The following is a 2,927-nucleotide window of genomic DNA, read 5'->3' on the forward strand; positions in this document are numbered from 1 at the left end:
GTCGCCGCCCTGGCTCACGATCCGTTCACGGCGGATCGGTGTTGCAGCTGCCGGCTACCTGATTGACCGCTTCGCCGAACCCGGCGAGGTCGAAATCGGCCTCGCCGCGCCCCGCCAGCAGCCCGAACCGCCACGAAAGCTGGAGCCGGTTCGCGGCGACAAGGCGCCTGATGCCATCGGCGCCATCGCGCACCAGCATCCGGCCGCGCGGCCCGACCGCCCAGCTTTCATCGAACTTGCTCTCCTGATCGACCGTGATCGACATGGTGATCTTGCGGCTGGCCGAAACAGCGTCGTTCAATTGCAGCCATTCAGTCCAATGCGGCTCGCCGTTTGCCCGGCAGGCAATCGTCAGGATCGGGCTGTAGCTCAAGGCACCGCCGCCGGTGATCAGCTTGTTGGTTGCGTAGAGCGAGGCCGTGACAAGGCCGTCTTCACTCGTGCCGAAGCGCCAGTTGTCAGACACCGCGCCGGCCTGGGCGATGCCGCAGACCGAGACAAGGACCAGCGCGATTGCCGAAGCGTGTCCCAATTCGACGAACAGTCTCAACACGCCCTCCAACAACCAAGCGGCTTGCAATAGAAGCGCAGATAATGATCAAAGCTTGGTCGCCACAGGCCGTCGCTCGCGAAGCATGGCGGCTGTTGCAGTTTGGCAACGAAAAAGGCCGCCTGGAGGGCGGCCTTCCTGTTTCAGCGGAGCGCTGGTGTTATTCGGCGGCCTTCTTCTTCGGCGCGGCCTTCTTCTTGGGCTCTTCCGCGTCGTCGGCCTTCTTGGCGTCGGCCTTCTTGGCGGCGGCTTTCTTCGCCGGCTTCGCCTTGACGGAGGTCTCGTCCTCTTCGTCGTCGGCCATCAGCTCTTCCTTGCTGACCTTGACGTCGGTGACCGAAATCTGACCGAGCAGATGGTCGACCACTTTTTCCTCGAACATCGGCGCCCGCAGCGTGTTCAACGCTTCCGGGTTGTTGCGGTAGAACTCGAAGACTTCCTGCTGCTGGTTGCCCGGATAGCGGCGCACCTGCTCGAACAGGCCGCGCTGCAGCTCTTCGTCCGATACGGTCACGCCGGCCTTCTCGCCGATTTCAGCCAGCACCAGGCCGAGACGCACGCGGCGCTCGGCAAGCCGCAGATACTCGGCACGCGCCTCTTCTTCCGTCGTCTCTTCGTCGGCGAAGGTGCGTCCGGCTGCTTCCAGGTCACGATTGACCTGCGCCCAGATGTTGTTGAACTCGGCGTCGACGAGCTTCGACGGCGCCTCGAACGAATAAGCCGCATCGAGCTGGTCGAGCAGCTGGCGCTTCACCTTCTGGCGTGTCATGGCGCCGAACTGGTTCTCGATCTGGCCGCGTACGACGTCGCGCAGGCGCTCCAGCGACTCCAGGCCGAGGTTCTTGGCGGTCTCGTCGTTGATTTCCAGCGCGCCGGGCTGGGACACTTCCTTGACGGTGACGTCGAAGGTCGCTTCCTTGCCGGCAAGATGCGCGGCCTGGTAGTTCTCCGGGAAAGTCACGGTGACCTGCTTTTCGTCACCGGCCTTGGCGCCGACCAGCTGATCCTCGAAGCCGGGGATGAACTCTTTTGAGCCCAGCACCAGCGGCTGATCGGTGCCCGCGCCGCCATTGAAGGCTTCGCCGTCGATCTTGCCGACATAGTCGATGGTGACGCGGTCGCCATTGGCGGCCTTGCCGGTCTTCGGCTCGTAGCTGCGCGCCGATTCGGCAACACGCTGGACCTGCTCGTCGATCTCGGCATCAGGCACGTCGAACACCTGGCGTGTCACCTTGATGTCGGAAAAGTCCTTGATCTCGATCGCCGGGATGATCTCGTAGTTGAGGCGGAATTCGAAGTCGGCGCCGCCGGCCAGGATCTTCTCGGCTTCCTTCTCGTCCTCGGTCATGATGACTTCGGGCTGCATGGCAGCCTTTTCACCACGCCCGGTAATGATCGAACGGGTCGAATCGTTGAGGATTTCGTTGACCACTTCGGCCATGAACGACTTGCCGTAGACCTTGCGCAGGTGCTGTACCGGCACCTTGCCTGGACGGAAGCCGTTGATGCGGACCTTGTTGCGGGCATCCGAAAGCCGCGCCATCAGCTTGGCTTCCATGTCACCGGCCGGCACGGTGATCTTGATCTCTCGCTTGAGACCGGAGTTGAGCGTTTCGGTGACCTGCATCGTAAAACCTTTGTTTTCACCAATGAGACTGCCACGGCCTCTGCCGTTCACAGCCTGCCGGTATATTCTTGCCGGGAATGGCTTTTGGTACGGAACCTGGCGATTTGACCGAAAACCCGGCTCAAACTCTCCCAAACTGCGTTCCAAAATGTGAATAAGTTCTTGTTTTTCCTACTTCTTATCACATTCTGCAGAAGCGGATCGTCGCGTCCCGTCACATTTGACACGCCTTTTGTCACAGGCGAGGCCAATTTTCAACAGTCTTCGCATCCCGGCGAATAACCAGCATTTGGACCTGACCACATCTTGTCCCTGACCTCTACATCTTGTCTCCGACATTGACAGAATGATGGCCACATGGGATTGCCGGTTCATGCGGATGTGGCGGAACTGGTAGACGCCCTGGATTTAGGTTCCAGTGCCGAAAGGCGTGGGGGTTCGAGTCCCTTCATCCGCACCACCCTTCGCTCTTCGAGCTTCGGTGGCGGGCCACCCGAATAGATGAAGGAGTGTCCTCCCGAAGCCTTGGCTAAGGAGGACCGGCGCCGTTCAGGCGGCGATCGGGTTGAGCTTCAGATGCTGGATCAGGATAATGGTCTTGGCGTCGATGATCCGGCCATCGGCGATGCCGGCCAGCGCCTCGTCGAGCGGCATTTCCAGAACCTCGATGTCCTCGCCCTCTTCTTGCGCGCCGCCGCCGGCCGAGATGCGGTCGGCGGGTGAATAGCGGGCGATGAAGAACCAGAGACG

2 protein-coding genes, 1 tRNA gene and 1 pseudogene are annotated in these 2,927 nt (G+C 61.2%); 1 reads left to right on the top strand and 3 read right to left on the bottom strand.

Annotated features, from left to right (window positions below):
* Window positions 1-25: 25 nt before the first annotated feature.
* Window positions 26-550, bottom strand: a complete 525-nt coding sequence (locus tag EN939_RS27975) for a hypothetical protein (protein WP_127270944.1) — start codon at window positions 548-550, stop codon at window positions 26-28.
* 160 nt (window positions 551-710) lie between these two features.
* Complete coding sequence (tig, locus tag EN939_RS27980) at window positions 711-2,177, bottom strand: trigger factor (RefSeq protein WP_127270945.1); 1,467 nt, start codon at window positions 2,175-2,177, stop codon at window positions 711-713.
* Between the two features lie 375 nt (window positions 2,178-2,552).
* On the opposite strand from tig, the gene EN939_RS27985 reads away from it, so the two are divergent.
* A tRNA-Leu gene (locus EN939_RS27985) sits at window positions 2,553-2,637 on the top strand.
* 89 nt (window positions 2,638-2,726) lie between these two features.
* Here EN939_RS27985 and EN939_RS27990 read toward each other — a convergent pair.
* Window positions 2,727-2,927, bottom strand: a pseudogene (locus EN939_RS27990) (GDP-mannose pyrophosphatase); the annotation flags it as partial.

The sequence above is a fragment of the Mesorhizobium sp. M7A.F.Ca.CA.002.05.1.1 genome (assembly GCF_003998335.1).
In the GTDB taxonomy this organism is placed as follows: Bacteria; Pseudomonadota; Alphaproteobacteria; order Rhizobiales; family Rhizobiaceae; genus Mesorhizobium.